Source organism: Roseibium sp. Sym1 (assembly GCF_027359675.1).
GTDB lineage: Bacteria > Pseudomonadota > Alphaproteobacteria > Rhizobiales > Stappiaceae > Roseibium.
Window position 1 is genome coordinate 5,493,328 of the sequence record NZ_CP114786.1, and the last position, 14,113, is coordinate 5,507,440.

The 14,113-nt window shown below is 60.1% G+C and carries 13 protein-coding genes; 11 read left to right on the top strand and 2 right to left on the bottom strand.

Going from position 1 to position 14,113, the window contains the following annotated elements:
- The first annotated feature begins 226 nt into the window (after positions 1-226).
- The 6 genes from O6760_RS25485 to O6760_RS25510 all read left to right on the top strand — a co-directional run bounded on the left by O6760_RS25485 (position 227) and on the right by O6760_RS25510 (position 6,972).
- On the top strand, positions 227-1,165 hold the full coding sequence (locus tag O6760_RS25485) for a LysR family transcriptional regulator (protein WP_269582456.1): 939 nt from the start codon (positions 227-229) through the stop codon (positions 1,163-1,165).
- A 111-nt stretch (positions 1,166-1,276) separates the two neighbouring features.
- On the top strand, positions 1,277-2,794 hold the full coding sequence (arfA, locus tag O6760_RS25490; RefSeq protein WP_269582457.1) for an arabinosylfuranosidase ArfA: 1,518 nt from the start codon (positions 1,277-1,279) through the stop codon (positions 2,792-2,794).
- Between the two features lie 42 nt (positions 2,795-2,836).
- Complete coding sequence (locus O6760_RS25495; protein ID WP_269582458.1) at positions 2,837-3,922, top strand: ABC transporter ATP-binding protein; 1,086 nt, start codon at positions 2,837-2,839, stop codon at positions 3,920-3,922.
- Between the two features lie 27 nt (positions 3,923-3,949).
- On the top strand, positions 3,950-5,227 hold the full coding sequence (locus O6760_RS25500) for an extracellular solute-binding protein (RefSeq protein ID WP_269582459.1): 1,278 nt from the start codon (positions 3,950-3,952) through the stop codon (positions 5,225-5,227).
- 39 nt (positions 5,228-5,266) lie between these two features.
- Complete coding sequence (locus O6760_RS25505; RefSeq protein ID WP_269582460.1) at positions 5,267-6,151, top strand: carbohydrate ABC transporter permease; 885 nt, start codon at positions 5,267-5,269, stop codon at positions 6,149-6,151.
- Positions 6,148-6,972: a carbohydrate ABC transporter permease gene (locus O6760_RS25510; protein WP_269582461.1), complete on the top strand. Its 825-nt coding sequence runs from the start codon at positions 6,148-6,150 to the stop codon at positions 6,970-6,972. The genes O6760_RS25505 and O6760_RS25510 overlap by 4 nt, the downstream gene beginning before the upstream one ends.
- A 71-nt stretch (positions 6,973-7,043) precedes the next feature.
- On the opposite strand, the gene O6760_RS25515 is transcribed toward O6760_RS25510, so the two are convergent.
- Complete coding sequence (locus tag O6760_RS25515) at positions 7,044-7,922, bottom strand: SMP-30/gluconolactonase/LRE family protein (protein ID WP_269582462.1); 879 nt, start codon at positions 7,920-7,922, stop codon at positions 7,044-7,046.
- Between the two features lie 147 nt (positions 7,923-8,069).
- Between O6760_RS25515 and O6760_RS25520 the strand changes: the two genes are divergently transcribed.
- From O6760_RS25520 to O6760_RS25540, 5 genes are all read left to right on the top strand, one after another.
- On the top strand, positions 8,070-9,050 hold the full coding sequence (locus O6760_RS25520; protein WP_269582463.1) for a C4-dicarboxylate TRAP transporter substrate-binding protein: 981 nt from the start codon (positions 8,070-8,072) through the stop codon (positions 9,048-9,050).
- Positions 9,051-9,099: 49 nt separating this feature from the next.
- Positions 9,100-9,552: a TRAP transporter small permease gene (locus O6760_RS25525; RefSeq protein WP_269582464.1), complete on the top strand. Its 453-nt coding sequence runs from the start codon at positions 9,100-9,102 to the stop codon at positions 9,550-9,552.
- On the top strand, positions 9,552-10,835 hold the full coding sequence (locus tag O6760_RS25530; RefSeq protein ID WP_269582465.1) for a TRAP transporter large permease: 1,284 nt from the start codon (positions 9,552-9,554) through the stop codon (positions 10,833-10,835). The genes O6760_RS25525 and O6760_RS25530 overlap by 1 nt, the downstream gene beginning before the upstream one ends.
- 35 nt (positions 10,836-10,870) lie before the next feature.
- Entirely contained in the window at positions 10,871-11,599 is a 729-nt protein-coding gene (locus O6760_RS25535; RefSeq protein ID WP_269582466.1) for a GntR family transcriptional regulator, read from the top strand.
- A gap of 136 nt (positions 11,600-11,735) precedes the next feature.
- Entirely contained in the window at positions 11,736-12,617 is an 882-nt protein-coding gene (locus tag O6760_RS25540; protein ID WP_269582467.1) for a DMT family transporter, read from the top strand.
- Positions 12,618-13,238: 621 nt separating this feature from the next.
- Here O6760_RS25540 and O6760_RS25545 read toward each other — a convergent pair.
- A complete protein-coding gene (locus O6760_RS25545) occupies positions 13,239-14,051 on the bottom strand; it encodes a hypothetical protein (protein ID WP_269582468.1) in 813 nt (270 codons plus the stop codon).
- Positions 14,052-14,113: the final 62 nt, after the last annotated feature.

Sequence of the window (14,113 nt, forward strand, 5' to 3'; positions counted from 1 at the left end):
CCTTCCTCCTCCCAAATGCACACCTTCCAACCAGAGCTTTTCGAGATGTGGCCGGTACAGCGAAACAAGACCGTACCCGTCTGCAAGCGGACGTGAGTGCCGTTCACCATATTCAAGCCTGCGGGTAAGCCGTCATATACGGGCTTGATAACTTGCCCGCCCAGCGTAACTCTGCTGCCACTTGCCCGCCAAGTTGGATGGGCCGCATTTTTGGGACGCTTTGGCCGTGAATCTCTATCTCCGTTCGCTTCGACCGGTCCAGCTGCGCCTGATTGCGGCAATCGCGCGACACGGCAAACTCAGGCTGGCGGCGGATGCCTGCAGCATGACGGCTCCCGCCGCGTCGCGGATGCTTGCAGATATCGAAGCACAAATCGGATCGGACCTGTTCGAGCGGACGCCAAAAGGCATGTTGCCAACACCGGCCGGCGACGTTCTTGCCAAACATGCGCGCAAGCTCGTCCACGATGTCGACCAGATGGCAGAGGAATTCGCGGCACATCTCGGCGGCAAGGGCGGATCGGTCCGGGTCGGAGCCGTGACCGGCGGTGCGCTCGCAATCATCATTCCCGCGATCCTTCAACTGAAGCAAGACGCGCCAATGGTCGATGTCTCGCTCGATGTCTCGTCATCGTCGCGCCTCATGTGGGGTGTGGAACGCGGCGAGTACGATTTCACGCTCAGCCGTGTCGGGTCACAGGACTATTCCCGCGATTTCGACATCTACCCGGCACGTGATGAAGCGGTCCTGCTCATGGTTCGCAGCAGCCACCCGCTGGCGGACGCCGGCCCGGTCGCGCTGGCAGATCTGCGGGATTACCTCTGGACGATGCAGGAACGCGGGGCCCCGATACGGCACGCGCTTGAAATCGCGTTTCACGAGGAGGGAACGGAACTGCCGGCCAACATGATCAAGACCGCGTCGGTCGTTGCGATCATGGCGCTGCTGCGCGATTCCGACGTGATCGCGGTCGTGACCCATGAAGTTGCCGAACTGTTGCTGTCCCCGCCCTACAGTGCCGACCTGGTGTTGCTGAACACCGAACGGCCGATCGACATTGAACCCTATCACGTGCTGCGGCCGCGTGATCGGCTGATGTCGGCGGCCGCGGAGCGATTGCTGGACCTGGTCAAGGCACGGCTGATCGCGGATCAGGGCGACTGAGGCTCACCCGTTACCAATTCTGGTAACGAAATACCCAGAAACGTAAATTGTCTGATAACACCCAGCCGGACTAGCCTGCTCATCATGTCAGGGCTCGCATCCGGAGGGTACATGAAAGGCCGCGCTTCAATTCATCGGGATTTTACCGTCGCGACAATCGACGACCGCCTGTACTCGGCCTTCATCGAGCATATGGGGCGGGCAATCTACAGCGGTATCTACGAACCCGGGCATCCGACCGCGAATGAAATGGGCTTCCGCAAGGATGTACTGGAGCTGGTGCGCGCATTGAACATCCCTGCGATCCGTTATCCGGGTGGAAACTTCGTGTCGGCGTACAAATGGGAAGACGGTATCGGCCCCAGGGAAGACCGGCCGGTGCGGCTGGACCTGGCCTGGCGGTCCAAGGAAACCAACCAGGTCGGCATCAACGAATTCGCGCAATGGGCGGAGGATGCCGGCATTGAAATGATGCTGGCCGTCAATCTGGGCACGCGCGGCATCGAGGATGCGCGCAATTTCGTGGAATATTGCAATCACCCCTCGGGAACCTACTGGAGCGATCTTCGACGCGGCCACGGCGTCGAGCAACCCTATGGCGTGAACATGTGGTGCCTGGGCAACGAAATGGACGGCCCCTGGCAGATCGGTCACATGGAAGCCAAGGAATACGGCCGCCTCGCCGACGAGACCTCGAAAGCCGTGAAAGCCTTTGGAAAAGGAATTGAAACCGTTGTCTGCGGCTCTTCAAACGACCAGATGCCGACCTATCCCGAATGGGAAAGGCAGGTTCTTGAGGAATGCTATGAGAATGTCGACTACATCTCGCTTCACAAGTATTTCGGCAACAACAGCCGCAACACCCTGAACTACTTCGCCAAGATCGAGGAAACCGGCCGCTACATCCAGGCCATCGGCGGTGTCATCGATTACGTGAAAGCAAAGAAACGCGCCAGGAACGACATCTACATCTGTTTCGACGAGTGGAACGTCTGGTACCACAATCGGGAACAGGACAGCAAAAACTGGCACGCGTGGGACTGGCCGGAAGCCCCTGCCCTCCTGGAGGAAGACTACAACCTCGAAGACGCCATCTTCGTCGGCGGGCTGCTGAACGAGTTCATCCGCCGTTCCGACCGTGTCAAGATCGCCTGCATCGCCCAGCTCGTGAACGTGATTGCACCGATCCGCGCGGAACGGAACGGCAAAGCCTGGGTCACCTCGATCTACCACCCCTACAGGTTTGCCAGCCTTTACGGCAGGGGAACGGCATTGAACGTGGCGGTGGACGGTCCGCGCTACGATGCGGAGGCAGCCCAGGATGTCAATTATCTGGACGTAGCGGCCGTTCTCGCGCCCGATGGCCGGTCCATCACCGTCTTCGCCATCAACCGGGGACTGGACGAAAGCCTCGAGTTCGACCTTGCGCTTCACGGATTCGAGAATGTCCGGCTCATCGACCACCAGGCAATGGGTGGCGACAGCACCGAGGCACGTGTTGCCAACACCTGTGAGCAGCCGGACCGGATCAGGCCGCGCGAGGGCACCGGCATCGCGGTTGTCGATGGAGCCGTGAAAGGCGTGTTGCCCGCCTTTTCCTACAACATGATCCGATTGTCAGTCGATTGAGGCAGGAGCGTCTGTCACGGATTTGAAAAGGGAGGAGCCGCCATGGAGGACACGGGCGTTCATCTGAGAGCGGTCAAGAAGAGCTTCGGCGCCATCGATGTGATCCGTGGCGTGGACATGGACATCCGCAGGGGCGAGTTCGCTGTTTTTGTTGGTCCGTCAGGCTGCGGCAAATCCACTTTGCTGCGCATGATCGCCGGGCTGGAGGATACCAGCGACGGCACAATCTCCATTGGCGTCCGCGACGTGACCCACGAGGAACCGGCAAAACGTGGCGTTGCCATGGTGTTCCAGTCCTATGCGCTTTATCCGCACCTGTCGGTCTTCGAGAACATGGCGTTCAGCCTGCGTCTGGCCAAGCGTCCAAGGACAGAGGTCGACAAGAAGGTACAGGAGGTCGCCGAAATCCTGCAGCTGTCCGGGCATCTGGACAAGAAGCCTGCCCAGCTTTCCGGCGGACAGCGCCAGCGTGTCGCCATCGGCCGTGCCATCGTGCGCGCACCGGAGGTCTTCCTGTTCGACGAACCCCTGTCGAACCTCGATGCGGAGCTTCGCGTGCAGATGCGCCTGGAACTGGCACGGCTTCACCAGGCACTGGGGGCAACGATGATCTACGTCACCCATGACCAGGTCGAGGCCATGACGCTTGCCGACAAGATTTTCGTGCTTCAGGGCGGCCACGTGCAGCAATCGGGTGCCCCGCTCGACCTGTATGACGATCCTGCGAACCGCTTCGTCGCCGGCTTCATCGGTTCGCCCTCGATGAATTTCCTCAAGGCGATCGTGGAATCCCGCTCCGACGGTCATGTCAGTGCGCGGCTCGAAGGGCAGCGTGACATGGCCTTTGATATTCCCCTCACCGATCCACCCGAATCCGGCAGCAGGATCGTGTTGGGGATACGTCCCGAGCACCTGATGGTGACCGAGGCGGCCGGCCTGCGTGTGACGGTCGACGTCGCCGAGGAACTCGGCGGTGTCTCCTATCAGCACGGAACGCTCGAGGGCGGCGAGGCGGTGATCTTCCAACAGACAGGTGCACGGCACGGCATGCACGGAACGGTGCAGACCGTCGCTCCCGAGACCGGGCGGATCTTCGTCTTCAGACCTGAAGGCGACCGCATTCGATAAGCAAGTGAAAACGAGGAGGAAACTGAAATGAAAAGCATAATCTCAAAACTGGCCGCAGCAGCGGCATTGACGACGATGCTCTCCGGTCCGGCATGGGCCCAGGTCGAGGTCGAATGGTGGGATTTCCTTGCCGGTGGCGACGGAGTTCGCATGAAAGCCCTGATCAACCAGTTCAACGAGGAACACCCCGACATCCAGATCAACGGCACGACCCTGGAGTGGGGTCTGCCCTTCTATACCAAGGTCCGCACGTCGGTCGCCGTTGGTGAGGGTCCGGATATCATGACCTATCACCTGTCCCGCCTGCCGCTGGCGCTTGAGGAAGATGTCCTGTCGCCCATCAGTTCCACGGATCTGGAAACGGCCGGGCTGACGACATCCGATTTCTTCCCGGCGGCGATCGAGGCCGCGTCAACACCCGACGGCCAGCTGATGGCCGTGCCGTTCGACATCCACGCCATCGTTGCCTACTACAACCGCAGTGCACTTGAAGGCACCGACTGGCTGGACGCAGACGGCAACCTGACCAACCTCAACTCGGTCGAGGACATGACCGCGCTGCTGACCTGGGCCAAGGACAATGGTTTCTCCGACCCACTCAGCTTCCAGTCGGAAGGCGGCGGTGGCACCTGGCGGGTGTTCTACACGCTGCTGCGGCAACAGGGCGGCGAAATGCTCACCGACGGAGAAGTGCTTGCCGGCGACAACATGGACAAGGCGGTGAACGCCATCAGGATCATGGCAGACTGGCGCGCAGCAGGACTGATCCCCGAGCAGGCGTCGTACGAAGCTTCCGTAGCCCTGTTTTCCGGCGGCAAGTCGGTGCTCCATGTGAACGGCGTCTGGGAGGTTCCGACCTTCAAGGACCAGACCGAAGCCGACACCCTGGGTTTCGAGTGGTTCGCCAACGAGGTTCCGCAGCTTCTGGACCAGCCGGCGACATGGGCCGATTCCCACGCCTTCGCCATCCCCAACAATCCGGACATGAGCGCCGAGACGCGCGACGCCGTTCTGACGGTCATCGGCTGGATGGAAAAGCACTCCCTTGACTGGGCCGGCGCCGGTCATATTCCCGCCTACAAGTCCACGGTGGAAAGTGCCGAATATGCCGCACTCGAACCCAACGCGACCTACGCGTCGCTGGCGCAGAATGCCGCATTCGACCCGCGATCCAGGATTGCAGGCGTCGCGTCTCCCATCTATGACGCGGTGGACAACCTGATCGCACCGGCGGTTCACGGCTTCCTCAGCCCTGAAGATGCTGCACAGCAGATGAAAGAGCAGCTCACCTCGCTGCTTGATTGAATCTGAAACAAACGAAACCGCACAGGAAGGGAGGTCGTCATGTCGAACGTTCGGCGGCGCCATCGCGAAGCTTGGACAGCGATCCTGATGATCACTCCCTTCCTCGCGGTTTTCACGATCTTCTTTCTGTACCCTACCCTCAAGGTCGTCCTGCTCAGCTTCACGGACGCGCCGCTGATCGGGGACGGCCAATGGGTGGGCCTTGCCAACTATGCCAAGCTTCTGGGCGACAGGCTGTTTTATACCTCGCTGTGGAACAACCTCTATTTCGTGCTCCTGACGGTCGCCCCGACAACCGTGATCGCCTTGCTGATCGCACTGGCGGTCAGCAAGCTCCGGGGACGGTTCCAGGCGCTCGTGCTGACACTGTTCTTCCTGCCCTACGTGTTGCCGGTCTCGGTCGTCACCATGATCTGGGCCTGGATGCTGGACTTCCAGTTCGGCATCCTGCAACCCGTGATCGCGGCCGTGACAGGGAAAGCCGTACCCGTCTTCAAGAACCCTTACTGGGTGATGCCGATGATCGCCGTCGTGACGATATGGTGGACCAACGGCTTCAACGTGCTCCTGATGATTGCCGGACTGCGCAACATCCCGCCGGATCTCTATGAGGCCGCGGCCCTGGACGGTGCGACGCCCTGGCAACGCTTCTGGCGCGTTACCTGGCCCCTGCTCTGGCCGGTCACCGCGCTGGTCCTGACGCTCCAGCTGATCCTGCAACTGAAGCTGTTCGACCAGGTCTATCTTCTGTCCAACGGCGGCCCCTTCAACCAGTCCTACGTCGTGCTCATGCAAATGTACCGCGAGGCCTTTCAGTTGAACAATGGAGGGTACGCGTCGGCCATCGCGATGGTTCTCTTCCTGATCATCGTCATCCTGTCGGTCCTTCAATTCCAGTTGCTTCGCATCGGAGGCCGCAAATGACGGTGAAATCCGCACGCAACATTGCCTTTTCGTGCATCGTGCTGATCGCGGCCGCGATCTGGATCTTCCCGCTCTACTGGGCCCTGACCACCTCCCTGCGCAGTGAAAACCGCATTGTGTCCGATGCCGGTGTCATCATCGACGAGCTCAATTTCTCGGCTTATGCCAATGTGCTGTCCAATTCGAAACTGCCGTTGTGGTACCTGAACTCCGTCGGGACGTCCGTGATCATCACCGCAATCGTTCTGCTGACCGGCATGATGTGTGCCTATGCCCTGTCTCAGTTGCGTTTCCCGGGCCGCAAGGCCTTGTACCTGCTGGTGGTGGCAAGCTTCATGGTGCCGGTCCCTGCACTTTATGTGGCTCAGTTCATTCTGATGAGCGACCTGAACATGGTGAATACGTGGTGGGGCATCATCCTGCCGCAACTGATCGTTCCGGTCGTGGTCATCGTCTACAAGCAGTTCTTCGACGCCATTCCCAAGGAAATGCGCGAGGCGGTCCTTCTGGATGGCGGCGGTGAGTTCGTTCTGCTGTTCAAGCTTTACCTGCCCCTGAACTGGGGGATCACGGCAGCGCTGGCGATCATCACCTTCATCAGCGCCTGGAACAATTTCTTCTGGCCGTTCCTGATCGTCACCAGCGAGGACATGATGACAATTCCGGTGGGCATCACCCAGGTCAACGACGCATTCGGCGTTGCCTATGCCCGCATGATGGCACTCGCCCTGCTGGCGGCAGCGCCCGTGATCATCGGCTATCTGGTGTTTCAGAAACGCGTCACAGAAGCGGTCATGATTTCCGCCGGGGTCAAGGGGTGACCCGTGGCGCCGGCAACCGATGACCTTCCGTGTGCAGCGGAAAGTCGCCTCCTGTCCCGGCTCGCGGCTGCCTACGCCTCCCGGCCCATGACCCAGAAGGGCTGCGACAGACCGGGTGCAAAGGTATCCGGGAGGTCCGCGACTCCCAGCAGGCCACCGTTTTCACCGACGATTTTCGAGGTTACGGCGATCGAGCGGCAGGCCTGACCGAAGAACGTGAGTTTCGTCGGCGCCGGAAAGGGAACCGCTATCGTTCTTTCCATCCTGCCATCCGGATCGAAGACATAGAGCGCAGCGTCGTCCACGCCAGCGATCCAGTAGCGCCCGTCCTCATCCAGGGCCGCTCCGTCGGGACGCCCCTTCAAGGTCCTGGTCGTCGCGAACGCCTCCGGCCGGCCGGTTTCCGGAAGGCCGTCCTTCAGGCGCAGCGTCCAGATCATCTGTATGCCGGGATGAGAATCTGAAAAATACAGGCGGCCACGCTGAAGGTCGATCGCCAGACCATTCGGGATCGTCAGTCCGCTGACAACAGGCTTGAGTTCCAGACCATCCGTTACCAGGAAGATCTTCGCAGCCTCTTTCCGCACGTCCATCGCCATCGTGGACACCCAGAGCCGGCCGCTCCGGTCGACGGCCGCATCGTTGAACCGCCGTCCCGGGCTCGCAAACGGCACAATGCGCTCGAATTCCGCCCGGCCTGGATCGAACAGAAAAATGCCGGTCTGCATGCCGACAGCCGGCAGCCCCCCGTCCGCCAGAACCGCGAACCCCGGGACTTCGGGCGTTGACCAACGGTGAACCTGCTCCGTTTCCGCCTGCCATCGCAAAATGGCCCTGCCATCGATGTCGACCCACCAGATGTCGCCGGTTTCCGGATTCCAGACCGGACTTTCTCCCAATTGCGCTCGCCTCACGGAACCGCCGATCAGCCGAAAATCCAAGCCAGTCATCGCTGTTTGCTCACTCTTCCCCGGGACGAAACCCGGCACGGACCGGGCAAATTTCGGACGCTGTTGACATATCGTCAATAATCACACTAATATTTCAATGCAACTAATATTTCAATTTGGATTTGTTGCAGATTTCGGGAGGAAAACATGAATCGAACACTCAAAGCACTTGGCCTTGGTGTGGCCATGGCCGTCGGCATCGGCCTGAGCGCGCCGGCCAGCGCCGAAACGACCCTGCGCATCGGCACCGTCCTTGCGCCCAACGACCCAATGGGTCAGGGGCTGGACAAATTCAAAGCCGAGGTGGAAGCGGCGACCAACGGCGAAGTGGAAGTCCAGGTCTTCCACAATTCACAGCTTGGCGACACGACGGAAATGATCGACCAGGCGCGCGCCGGCGCAAATGTGGGCACGGTCACCGACGTTGCACGCCTGTCGAGCTTCGTCCCCTCGCTGGCGATCATGTCGGCCCCGTTCCTGTTCGACACCTATGAACAGGCAGACACCTTTGCGCTCTCCGACGCCTATCTGGCCTGGGGTGAGGAACTGAAGGAAAAGTCCGGTCTCGTCATGCTGGCATCGAACTGGTACCAGGGCCCCCGCCACGCCCTCACCCAGAAGCCGATTTCGTCCCCTGAAGATCTTGCAGGCGTCCGCATGCGGACCATCGGTGCACCGATCTGGATCGAGACCATCCGCGCGATGGGCGCGGAACCCACTCCGATTGCCTGGGGCGAGGTCTACTCGGCGCTGCAGCTGGGCGCCATCGATGCCGCGGAAGCCCAGCCGACCGCCATCAAGGGTGCCAAGCTTTACGAAGTCATCAAGAACGTGACCAAGACCGGCCACATCCAGCTGGTGACGGCCCTGGTCGTGTCTGCCGAGGCCTGGGACCAAATTTCCCCCGAGCACCAGAAGATCGTCCGCGATCTCGCCGTTGAGAACGGCCGCTACGCGTCGCAGCTGACCATCGACCTCGGCGAAGAGGCCCTCGCCTTTGTCGCGGACAGCGGCGTGACCGTGTCGGAAGTTGATCTCGCCCCCTTCAAGGAAGCAGTATCAGGCGTGTACGAGCTGCTTGAACTGGAACAGGAAGCGGCGATCGTCAACGAGGTGCTTGGACGCTGATCCTTGCTCGCAAGGTGGCGCGGACAAATTTATCATAGGCTGAACCTTCATGTTGAGACGCGTTGAATTTGCCTGCGCCGCCCTGTTGCTGGTTGCAGTGGTTCTCTTGATCGCAGTTGCCTCGGTCGCAAGGGCAATCGGCTCGCCGCTGATCTGGTCGATCGAGGTGGCACAGCTGCTCTTTCTTTGGCTGTGCATCTTTGCGATCGACCTTGCCATGCAGCACGGGCGGCATTTCGGAATCGGGCTGCTGCTCGACAATCTGCCGCCCACCGGCCGCAGGGCCGTCGAGATCTTCAATCTTGTCGTTCTGATCGGGCTCCTCGGCTACCTGATGCAATTTGCCTGGAAGAACATGATTCTCATGCACCCCCGCCTGGATGGGGCCCTGCAGACCCCGGGCTCCTACTTTCACGCCAGTATGGTCGTCGGTTTCGCGCTCATGATCCGCACATTGATCGTGAAGCTCGTCGAGACCGTACGAAAAAGGGCTGACGCCTGATGCTTCTTGTCATTGCAGGACTCTTTGTCCTTTTCCTGGTTATCGGCATGCCGGTTGCCTTCGCCCTGGCGCTGGCCGCGTTCCCGGTTTTTCTGGCAACGGGCACCATGCCGCCGACCGTCGCAATCCAGAAGATGGTGACGGCCACCCAGAGCTTTCCGCTCCTCGCGGTGCCGTTCTTCATTTTCGCCGGCAACCTGATGAACTCCACCGGCATTACGGAGCGCCTGATCAAGTTCGCGCGATTGCTGACCGGATGGCTGGCCGGCGGCCTGGGCCAGGTTTCGATCCTGCTCAGCCTGATGATGGGCGGCATCTCGGGTTCCGCCGTCGCGGATGCCTCCATGGAAGCCCGGCTTCTCGGCCCAAGCATGATCTCAAAGGGCGGCTATTCGAAAGCGGCAACATCCGCGGTCCTGGCCTTCGGCTCCATCATCACCGCGACCATCCCGCCGAGCATCGGGCTGATCCTGTTCGGCTTCATCAACGAGGTTTCCATCGGGCGCCTGTTTCTGGCGGGAATTGTCCCCGGTGTCCTGCTCACAGCGACACTCATGGTCACTGCCTGGATCGTTGCCAGCAAAAATGGATACAAGCCCGACCTTTCACAGCCCCCCAGCCTCTCCGAACTCGGAGCCAGCTTCCGGGAGAGCGTCTGGGCTCTGGCGTTTCCGGTGATCCTGATCGTCGGCTTCAGGTTCGGCTTCTTCACCGCCACCGAAGCAGGTGCCTTCCTGGTGTTTTACGCATTGTTTGTGGGTGTGTTCGTCTACCGGGAACTGTCTTTTGCCAAGCTCTACGATGCCATCACCGGTTCCGTCCTCGATCTCGGCATGGTGATGCTGCTGATCATGATGGCGGCGGTCCTCGGCTACGCCGTAACGATCGAACAGGGCCCCCAGCAAATCGCAGCCTTCATGACCACGCTGACGGAGAATCCGTATCTGATCCTGATACTGGTGCTGCTGCTTCTTCTGGTGAGCGGCATGTTTCTCGAAGGGGCCGCCAACATTCTGCTCGTGACCCCAATCGTCCTGCCGGTCCTGACACAGGCCGGTTTCGACCCGATCCACATGGGCATTCTCATGGTAACGCTGATCAATATCGGCGGTCTTACGCCGCCCGTGGGCGTGATCATGTTCACGGTTTGCGGCATTCTCGACGTCAAGACCGGGGCATACGCCAAGGCGTCATCGCCTTATTTCATCGCGATGCTTGCGTTTCTGGCCCTGCTGGTCGTATTCCCTGCGCTGTCGCTGTTTGTTCCAGGCAAATTGATGTAGGGACCCGGCGTGCCGCTTTGTGAGGTTGTTTGTTCATGAATGTCAGCTCTTTGTCCGAAGCACTGGTCAAGGCGTCCGACGGTCTCACGGGACCGTTCCAGGTCAATTCGGCGGCCAGCCGTGTCTACACGCGGCTGAGATACCTCATAGTGTCGATGGATATGCTGCCTGACACGATCCTGTCGCGCGCCGACATCGCGAAGGAAAACGATGTCAGCCAGTCGCCGGTGCGCGAGGCCATACACCAGCTCGAAAAAGAAGGTCTTGTGGTCTCCTATCCGCAGTCCAAGACCCAGGTCACCCGGATCGACATCGCCCATGCCCGCGAAACCCAGTTCCTGCGCCTGAGCGTGGAACTGGAAGTTGCCAAGACGCTGGCCGGCGCGAACGATCCGGACCTACTTCTGCCCACGACACGCATTCTCAGGATGCAGAAAATGGCGGGCGAAGACCGGGACATCGCCGAATTCAATTCCCTTGACCGGTTGTTTCACCTGTCGCTGTTCCAGGCCGCCGGCGTTCCTTCGCTCTGGCATCTCATTGCCGGCCGTTCCGGTCACATCGACCGGTTGAGACGTCTCAACCTGCCGGACCCGGGCAAGATGACGGAAGTGCTCAAATCGCATGAGCTCATTCTCAAGGTGATCAGCGACGGTGACCTGCAGCAGGTGGAGACCCATGTCAGATCACACCTGACCGGGACATTGACTTCGGTTCCGCACATCATGAAGGCGCATCCGGAGTATTTCGGCGAAACCGCGTGACATCGCCCATCGGCAGCGTCGCGGCCCGCCAGGAACATGACTGAAAAACAACCGGCCTTGTCCGGTTTGCGGTAAATCAGCCTTGCCGCCCCGGCCGTCTGCTGCTTTCCTCCCAGGCTGTGGAGGAGACCGCGTCATGCAAACGGCCACGGCCGCCCCAGGGGTCAAGGCGACAACAGGCATCATGATGATGTGCGCCGGCGTGGCGTGCCTGTGTGTCAACGATGCCATCGGCAAGACACTGACGGCCGGTTACAATCCGCTTCAGATCCTGTTCCTGCGCAATGCCATCGCCCTGCCGATTGCCGCCCTGATCGCCTTTCACCTCGGCGGACCATCGGCGCTGCGCTCGCACCGACCGGCGGCACATCTTCTGCGTGGTATGCTGTGGCTGCTGGCAGCGACGATGTTCTTCACGTCCTTCATCTATCTCGGCCTCGCAGAAGCGACCACGCTGATCTTCGCCATGCCGGTGTTTGTCACCGCGATCTCCGCGGTTGTGCTGCGCGAGCGGGTCGGCTGGCGGCGCTGGTCAGCAGTGCTCTCCGGGTTCGTGGGCGTGCTGGTGGTGGTGCGTCCTGGGTTCGGTGCGTTTCAGGCAGCGTCCCTGCTTCCGGTGGCGACCGCTTTCGTCTATGCGCTGTTGATGCTCAGCGCCCGCTGGGTCGATCCGCGCGAGAGCGTCTGGACGCTGATGCTCTATCTGGTCGGCGCGGGCGCATTGCTGAGCGCCCTGGTCGCGCCCTTTGTCTGGGTTCAACCGAAGCTGGGCGATCTCTGGCTGTTTGCCGCCATTGCGTTTTTCGGCACCGTCGGAATCACCTTGATGACCCAGGCATTCCGCTTCGCTCCGGCTGTTGTTATCGCTCCCTTCGATTACACGGCGCTGATCTGGGCGACCCTGCTCGGCTACCTGCTCTGGGGAGAAATCCCCGACTTCGCCACCTATCTCGGCGCAGCAATCATCATCGCCAGCGGCATCTATATTGTCTGGCGCGAAAGGCAGCTGGAACACTGAGGCGGACCTTGATGCGTCCGTCACCTAGGGCCTGTGGGGATTGAGGTTTCGGCCTTGGCGCGTGTCGAATTTCGGTCTCCGGGTAGAAGGGAAGTCCGCGGTGGTGTGCACAACCACAAGGACTTTCCGACGACCCCGGGGCCGAAATCCGCCGCGTCCGACAAGGATTTGGCACAAATCGCTCTGTTCGGCGTCGCGAAGGTTTGAAAGGGTCAACCCACTGTTGTCCGGTTTAACTCGGTCCATGTTCAACAGGTCATTGATTCATTGTCGATATTTCCGCTTTTTCCGATCCGGGACACGTAGCGCCTTACCGCTTGCGCCCCTCTCCCCCCTGGAGGGGGAGATGTCCGGGAACCGGACAGAGGGGGGGCGCAGTGGTTCCGCGAATTCGAAAAAGGCCTTGTTTGCCAAGAGGTTGAGCCCCCTCTGCCTCCTATCGGAGACATCTCCCCCACCAGGGGGGAGACTGGAACAAGCGGCATAGCCTGATTGTGGTCAGAGGTTCCTGCTTAACCGGAAAGCAGTGGGATCAACCCTTCCTGCACCTTCGCTTCTTGAACAGGAGCGATTTGCTTCCAAACCAAGGCCAAATCCTAATTCCCCACTGGCCCTAGACCATCACTCCGATGGCGGTTTGATGTGGTTGGCGGCGGACCAGACATTTGGCGAAATATCGCAACCAAGACCCAACTCCTTGAGGCGCGGGGAACGCTGTCCAACCTGATAGGGGCCGGTAAACGTCGGACACTGGCAGGTGGTCAGGCCGTCTTCATCGGTCTTGCACGGCGCGGTCATGCAGCCCGCATAGAGCCCGCTGTCGCAGGAGGTCGAACCGAAACTGTGTTCAGAGATATGCGCGAAGCTGAACGTTGAGATCAGATCCACTTCCGCAAGATCGGGATAAAGCGTCTGCTTCCTGTTGTCGCGGGCGCTGCCAAGCATGGAACAGACGTCGGCCTGCTTGCATTCGTCAGGCTTGAATTTTGCCTCCGAACACTTGTTCAGGTTGATCATGTTGAGACACTTCTTTCCCAACGGACCACATGTCTCTTGCGTCTCTTTACGCACATCTTCGTTCAAAATGCTGGTCAACAGCACGTAGTTGAACCGAAATTCCAGACCAAGCTGTTGCCCATCCGGAACCTCGCTCTCCCCGTCGACGGCATAGCAGGTACATTTGGCTGCCCCGAGATTGTCCGGATCCAGCTCACAGGGCATCACTGGCGGATCTGAATACCGGTGGCTGGGCGTCGCGATCTCGGGACCGGAATAATAACAAAGCGCATAGGCGTTGCCGGTACAGGCAAGAAATTGCGTCGGCACGGTCCAACTGTCCGACCGCGGCGGCGGCAGGTCATTGGCGGCTGCCGGCGAGGCCGGCAAGAGACACAAGCTCAACGCGAGCGTTACGGCGGCGAGTATGGTTTTCATGATTGATCTCCCCTAGCTGCGGCATGTCTTTCTGATTTTATTTTTCCAGAATTCTATCATTG

Bases quoted from the DNA above. Each gene is read 5' to 3' on its own strand.
- arfA (WP_269582457.1), top strand. From the start codon at position 1,277: ATGAAAGGCCGCGCTTCAATTCATCGGGATTTTACCGTCGCGACAATC.
- O6760_RS25495 (WP_269582458.1), top strand. From the start codon at position 2,837: ATGGAGGACACGGGCGTTCATCTGAGAGCGGTCAAGAAGAGCTTCGGC.
- O6760_RS25500 (WP_269582459.1), top strand. From the start codon at position 3,950: ATGAAAAGCATAATCTCAAAACTGGCCGCAGCAGCGGCATTGACGACG.
- O6760_RS25505 (WP_269582460.1), top strand. From the start codon at position 5,267: ATGTCGAACGTTCGGCGGCGCCATCGCGAAGCTTGGACAGCGATCCTG.
- O6760_RS25510 (WP_269582461.1), top strand. From the start codon at position 6,148: ATGACGGTGAAATCCGCACGCAACATTGCCTTTTCGTGCATCGTGCTG.
- O6760_RS25515 (WP_269582462.1), bottom strand. From the start codon at position 7,922: ATGACTGGCTTGGATTTTCGGCTGATCGGCGGTTCCGTGAGGCGAGCG.
- O6760_RS25520 (WP_269582463.1), top strand. From the start codon at position 8,070: ATGAATCGAACACTCAAAGCACTTGGCCTTGGTGTGGCCATGGCCGTC.
- O6760_RS25525 (WP_269582464.1), top strand. From the start codon at position 9,100: ATGTTGAGACGCGTTGAATTTGCCTGCGCCGCCCTGTTGCTGGTTGCA.
- O6760_RS25530 (WP_269582465.1), top strand. From the start codon at position 9,552: ATGCTTCTTGTCATTGCAGGACTCTTTGTCCTTTTCCTGGTTATCGGC.
- O6760_RS25535 (WP_269582466.1), top strand. From the start codon at position 10,871: ATGAATGTCAGCTCTTTGTCCGAAGCACTGGTCAAGGCGTCCGACGGT.
- O6760_RS25540 (WP_269582467.1), top strand. From the start codon at position 11,736: ATGCAAACGGCCACGGCCGCCCCAGGGGTCAAGGCGACAACAGGCATC.
- O6760_RS25545 (WP_269582468.1), bottom strand. From the start codon at position 14,051: ATGAAAACCATACTCGCCGCCGTAACGCTCGCGTTGAGCTTGTGTCTC.